This is a genomic window from Mycobacterium sp. 1245499.0 (assembly GCF_001673615.1).
Classification (GTDB): domain Bacteria; phylum Actinomycetota; class Actinomycetes; order Mycobacteriales; family Mycobacteriaceae; genus Mycobacterium; species Mycobacterium europaeum_A.
The window spans coordinates 1-5,685 of record NZ_LZMG01000097.1; the positions used below are offsets into that span (position 1 = coordinate 1).

At 61.3% G+C, this 5,685-nt stretch carries 5 protein-coding genes; 3 read left to right on the top strand and 2 right to left on the bottom strand.

Features of this window, described 5'->3' with window-relative positions; all coding sequences use genetic code 11:
• Positions 1 to 321 precede the first annotated feature (321 nt).
• From A5646_RS28755 to A5646_RS05105, 3 genes are read left to right on the top strand one after another with little or no spacing between them, the layout of a single operon-like run.
• Positions 322 to 459 carry a GMC family oxidoreductase N-terminal domain-containing protein gene (locus A5646_RS28755; protein ID WP_156748764.1) on the top strand — a complete coding sequence of 46 codons (138 nt, stop codon included), beginning with the start codon at positions 322 to 324 and terminating at the stop codon, positions 457 to 459.
• Positions 456 to 1,298, top strand: a complete 843-nt coding sequence (locus A5646_RS05100; protein WP_156765521.1) for an alpha/beta hydrolase — start codon at positions 456 to 458, stop codon at positions 1,296 to 1,298. The genes A5646_RS28755 and A5646_RS05100 overlap by 4 nt, the downstream gene beginning before the upstream one ends.
• Before the next feature lie 37 nt (positions 1,299 to 1,335).
• Positions 1,336 to 2,919: an AMP-binding protein gene (locus A5646_RS05105; protein WP_067020326.1), complete on the top strand. Its 1,584-nt coding sequence runs from the start codon at positions 1,336 to 1,338 to the stop codon at positions 2,917 to 2,919.
• 187 nt (positions 2,920 to 3,106) lie between these two features.
• Here the strand turns inward: A5646_RS05105 and A5646_RS27805 are convergent, their stop codons facing one another.
• Positions 3,107 to 3,754: a CGNR zinc finger domain-containing protein gene (locus A5646_RS27805; RefSeq protein WP_231998239.1), complete on the bottom strand. Its 648-nt coding sequence runs from the start codon at positions 3,752 to 3,754 to the stop codon at positions 3,107 to 3,109.
• Positions 3,755 to 3,895: 141 nt separating this feature from the next.
• Positions 3,896 to 5,455 carry a GMC family oxidoreductase gene (locus A5646_RS05110; protein WP_156765522.1) on the bottom strand — a complete coding sequence of 520 codons (1,560 nt, stop codon included), beginning with the start codon at positions 5,453 to 5,455 and terminating at the stop codon, positions 3,896 to 3,898.
• Positions 5,456 to 5,685: the final 230 nt, after the last annotated feature.

The following is a 5,685-nucleotide window of genomic DNA, read 5'->3' on the forward strand; positions in this document are numbered from 1 at the left end:
AGGGCGGCCGCTTGCTGCTCGAACAGGGCCGTGTCCGGCAGGCCAGGGGTACCAAAGGTTTGTCGGATGCGGCTACCGAGCGTGCTGGGTGCGTCCTTGGCCACCCCCGTGAACGCGTCGAGCCCGGCTTCACGCATCATTCGGCGCCGACACCACGGCTGGGGCGCACAGCCGGCGGGTGCGTCTCCGAATGCACCAGTGGCTCCGCCCACGATCACTGGTGGCCTTGGTGTTCTTTGTCAGTTTGATTCGAGTTGAACCTTTTTCGTGGCCGGCGCGTTCTAGTGAGATAGCGATCGTTATTCCATCGAGGAGGTTGTGATGGCAGGTGTGGTGGAGCAGCGGTACGACGTTGTCGTGTGTGGTGCCGGGACGTCGGGGGCGGTGGTTGCGCGTCGACTCACCGCGAATCCTGATGTGTCGGTGTTGCTGGCGGAGTGCGCCTGGGTCCGAGTGTGACGAATCCCTTCCACAACCACCACGAAGCGACGAAAACAGGGATAAGGATGCTCGAATTGTTTGACACCGGAAGGCCCACTCAAAAACGTCGGCATTCGATCGTTTTCGTGCACGGAGCTTGGCATGCCGCCTGGTGCTGGCAGGAAAATTTCGTTGCCTTCTTCGTCGACCGGGGATTTCGCGTCTTGGCGCCCAGTCTGCGCGGTCACGGCCACAGCTCGTTGAGCAAGTCGCTGCGGTTGTGTTCGATTGCCGACTACGTCACCGATCTTTGTGAGGTCGTCGGCTCGCTCCCAGAGCCGCCCATCCTCGTCGGGCATTCCATGGGCGGCTTTGTCGTGCAGAAGTATCTTGAAACGCACGACGCACCAGCGGCCGTACTGATGGCTTCGACCCCACCACGCGGCGACCAGCTTGACTCCGTAATGCGCATGATATGTCGTCACCCTTGGCGTTCAACCAAATTCGCCCTGACCGCCAACCCGCTAGATCTAGTGGGGACGTCCGCTGGTGCACGGCAGTTGTTCTTCGGTGAGGATGCGCCAGACAGCCTCGTCGACAGTTTTACGCGGCTCATCCAACCCGACAGCACGCGGGCGATGATGTTTGACACGGTGGTCGGTGATCTGGTCAAAACCAAGAAAGTCCGCTCGTCGATGTTGATCATCGGCGGCGAGCACGACCAAATTTATCGGCCCAAACACGTGCGTCGAACCGCCGCGGCCTACGGAACCAAACCGGTCCTCATTCCCGGCGTCGGGCACGAGATGATGCTCGAACCTCAGTGGAGGGCGGTCGCCGGATTGATCGAATCCTGGCTGACAAACCAAGGGCTCTAAGACCGCAGTCAAAGAACACCAACCAGATTGGAGTACGGTGAGCTTCACCAGCCCCTTCCCAGATGTCTGCATTCCCGACGTCCCTGTCTTCAATTACCTGTTCGACGGCATCACCGACGACGACCGCCAGCGCGTCGCGCTCGTCGAGGCGAACACGGGTGCCACGACACACTACGGGGAGCTGATTGATCACATCGAAGCATTCGCTGCGAATCTTGTCGCCCGCGGAGTCGGCGTCGGTGACGTGGTCGGTCTACTTTCACCCAACAGCACCGCATTCGCGGTCGCGTTTCACGGCATTCTTCGTGCAGGAGCGACCGCAACCACATTCAACGTGCTGTCGACCGCGGATGAGATTGCACGGCAGTTGCGCGATTCACATGCTCGGATGATGCTGGCCGTCGCTGAGCACCGCGAGAAAGCCGAAACCGCCGCCGCGCAAACGGGACTCGCGCCCGGCGACGTGCTTATGCTCGGCGAAGTCGACTTCAGGTCCCAGCCGGCAGTTCGCCGCGCCGGCACTAGCAGCTTTGATCCGGCCAACCACTTGGCGGTGCTCCCCTACAGCTCCGGTACTACCGGTCTTCCTAAGGGGGTGATGCTGACCCACCGCAACCTGGTAGCCAATGCCGCCCAAGTTCAACCCCTCAACCTCGTCGGCGCCGACGACGTCGTTCTGGCCGTGCTGCCGTTCTTTCACATCTATGGCTTGTCTGTGCTGCTGACGGCTTCACTGGTGCCGCGCGCCAAGCTGGTCCTAATGCCTTCGTTCGACCTGGCCGCGTTCTTGGGCGCCATTCAGGATCACCGGTGCACCAAGGCATTTATCGTGCCACCGGTGGCCGTCGCGCTGGCCAAGCACCCAATGGTGGATTCCTACGACCTGTCCTCGCTGGAAGTCGTCATGTGTGGTGCCGCGCCGCTAGACGGTGAACTCGCACGCACGGTGGGCGCCCGACTCGGTGTGGCGGTGCTGCAGGGCTTCGGAATGAGTGAGCTGAGCGGAGTCGGCCACAGCATGCCCGTCGACGGGGGGCGGGATTCGGTAGGCGTTGTCGCGCAGGTGCATTCCTGCGGGTGGACTCTCCCGAACACGGTCAGCAAGCTCGTCGCGCCCGAGACCGGTGTCGAGATCGCAGTCCCCGACTACGGTGTCAGCGCAGCAGGCGAGCTGTGGATCAAGGGCCCGAATGTGATGATCGGCTACCTCGGCAACGATGAGGCGACAGCCGACACCATCGACGAGGACGGGTTCCTGCACACAGGGGACCTAGCTTGCGTCGACGCCGACGGCTGTGTCTATATCATCGACCGCCTCAAGGAACTCATCAAATATAAGGGCTATCAGGTGGCGCCCGCTGAACTCGAGGCACTGTTGCTGACCCACCCCGCGATAGTGGATGCCGCCGTGGTTCCAGCCATAGACCCCAAGTCCGGCGAGGAAATCCCCAAGGCGTTTGTCGTCACAACACCCTCAGCTTCGCTGACTGCCGCCGAGGTGATGGAGTTCGTGGCTAGAAGCGTCGCTCCATACAAAAAGATTCGTGAGGTCGAATTCATCACATTCATCCCGAAATCGGCATCTGGAAAGATTCTCCGCAAAAATCTGAGGGAGCGCTGAGATCCCGCTTTACGATCAACCGCCCGTACACCTCGCTCGTAATGCCCATCCGGCGGTGGGATGCAGCCATGACACGAAAGCCCAGTCTGCCTACGCTCGAAGTGGTGATCTGCACCTCGCTTTAACAGATTATGAGCGATCGCGTCGCTGCCGACTTGCCGGTTCGCCTCGTTCAGCCGGTTGATCGTCACCGATCTTCTGGGCGTCGGCAGTAGTCATGCTGTCCCGGAGCGTTTGCGTTCGCGCGCTCACGTTCGTCGCGTCGGCGCGCCCGAAGTGCTCGCAGGTTCGCGGCGTTTCCGCACCTCTTTACGTTGCACCACGCGCCGCTGTTGTTCTTCGAGCGGTCGTAAAACGTTGTCCCGCAGAATGGCTTGCGGCATTGCTTGATCCGTCTCCATGTGTCATTCAGCTGACTTCGATAGATCTCGCTGAAGAGGGCCGACGCTAGCCAACGCCAGCCGCTGCCGGTGGGCATTATCTGCAGTCCATTGCAGTCCGACAGAGCGAAGGCTCCGCGAATGGAGCTGATACAGCTCAGCTGTCGACTATCGGGGGATCTTCCGTTGACCATTTTCGCGATGCCGTCGCGCAACTCCCGGAGTTTCGGCAGATCCTCTAGCTTGAGCGACGGCGGTTGGGCGTCGGCGCGTCGCAGCGCCGCCCACTTGGGCACCGTAGCGGCGCACCAGTTTCCTGTCAGTTCGACGTCGAGCAGCAGATCAGTGTCGTACCCCTGGATAGGGGCCGTGTTGAGAAATTCTTGAACCAACACCAAGCTGTCGGGCGCGACTCCGAATTGACCTTGGCGTGGCTCGAACCGTTGTGAAGGCATCGGTTGTCAGGTGCAGGTGGCGTGGGGATCGGCAGGTTGCAGCGTCGATTGCATCCATCCTCGATTTCTGCGATGGCTGGATTGACTTGTGGTACATATCCGATGGCGATGACGAATGAGAGACTCTGCGGCGCAACACTTTTAGATTCGATGGTCAACTTTGATGAATTGTGCAGCCAGCTCGCCAATCACGACGCACGGTGCCATGGTGTTGGCCGTGCTGATACGCGGGATGATGGAGGCATCGGCGACACGCAGGCCCTCGATGCCGTAGACCTTCAGGTGTCCGTCGACCACCGACATCGAGTCACGCCCCATCTTTGCGGTTCCGCATTCGTGCCAGTAGGTGGTGACGGCGTCGCGCAGATACGTCTCCAACTCGGTGCCGGTCAGGTCGCCGGGCATGACCTCGCGCGCGACGAAAGGTCGAAGCTCTCGGGAGTTGCCGATCTCGCGCAAGGTTTCGATGCACGCGATCGCGGTCTTGAAGTCTTCGGGGTCTGATAGCGCGCCAGCTTCGATCCGGATTGGATCGGTCGGGTCGGGGCCGGACAACCGGAGTCGACCGCGACTGTAGGGGTGTGTGGGCGCGCCGAACAACGTCCAACCGCTCCGCGGCAGACCGTATTTCGCGGCATTTTCGGCTGTCGCTTTCGGGAATGGCCCTGAGCATGCGAAGAGGTCCGGACCCTGGACATCGGCAGCGCCGGAATCCCAAAACAGTGCCGACCCCACCTGAGTGCTGCCCTGGATGGTCTCGGGAAACTCCCAGACACAGTCGAACCCATAGTGGTCTTGAAGGTTGCGCCCGATTCCGGGCAGGTGCTGGCGAACGGGCACGCCGACTCGATGCAGTTCATCTTGGTCGCCAATGCCGGAGTGCATGAGCACCTTGGGCGTGTGAATGGCACCGAGCGACAGCACGACCTCGGCGCTGGCGCGCACCCGGTGAACCGCGCCGTCATGGACGACCTCGACACCGGTGGCACGGTTGCCGTCAAAGAGCACGCGGGTGACCATCGCGTGCGGCACCACCGTCAGATTCGGCTGCCGCTGATGCGGGGCGACGTACGTGCCAAACACCGATAGGCGCTTGTTGTCGCGGCAGCGCAGGTCGACGATGGCAGCGCCGCGGGTCTCCTCCATCAGGCGGCCGTTGGCGCTTTGATACGTCGGAATTCCCAGTGCCCTAGCGGCTTCCAGCGTCGCTGCGGCGAGCGGATGCGCATCGGGCGCCGGTTGTACAAACACCAGCCCACCCCTGCCTCGATGATTTGGCTCACCGACGCCATGCCAATCTTCGATCCGGCGATACACATCAAGGACGTTTGCGTATCCCCACGCCGGCTCAGCGGCTTCAGAGGCGTAGTGGTCCCAGTCGCTGCGGTGCCCCCGCGCCCAAATCATGAGGTTGATACCGGACCCGCCACCGAGCACTTTGCCCATTGAAAACGCGATCGCGCGTCCATGAAGCCGGCCGTCAGGATCGGAGAGGAATCCCCAATCACGTTCGCTGCCAAGGTTCGATGGCCACTGACTTGCCTCGGTCACACTGGGGACGTCATCGCTGCCACCGGCTTCCAACAGTAAGACCTTGATGTCGGGATTTTCGGCCAACCGACCGGCGATCGCCGATCCTGACGAGCCAGCACCGCAGACGATGATGTCGTAGTCGAACCGCTGCTTCAACACAGTATCCACAAAGTTCTCCTGATCGTTCTCTAGGTTTACTTCTATAAAGACGTGCCGAAAGGGCGCTCGGTTCAACATGACTCAAGTCCCGCGTGGCCGCTCCCTGTCACTGGAGAAACACCATGCCGACGCGACCTCCAGCAACCGTCCCGAACCGACCACGCCCGCAACGGTTTACAAGTGCCCTGATGCCTGCCCTACGGAGTAGGGGACAGCAATCGCCAAGCCCTTTGCAGCAC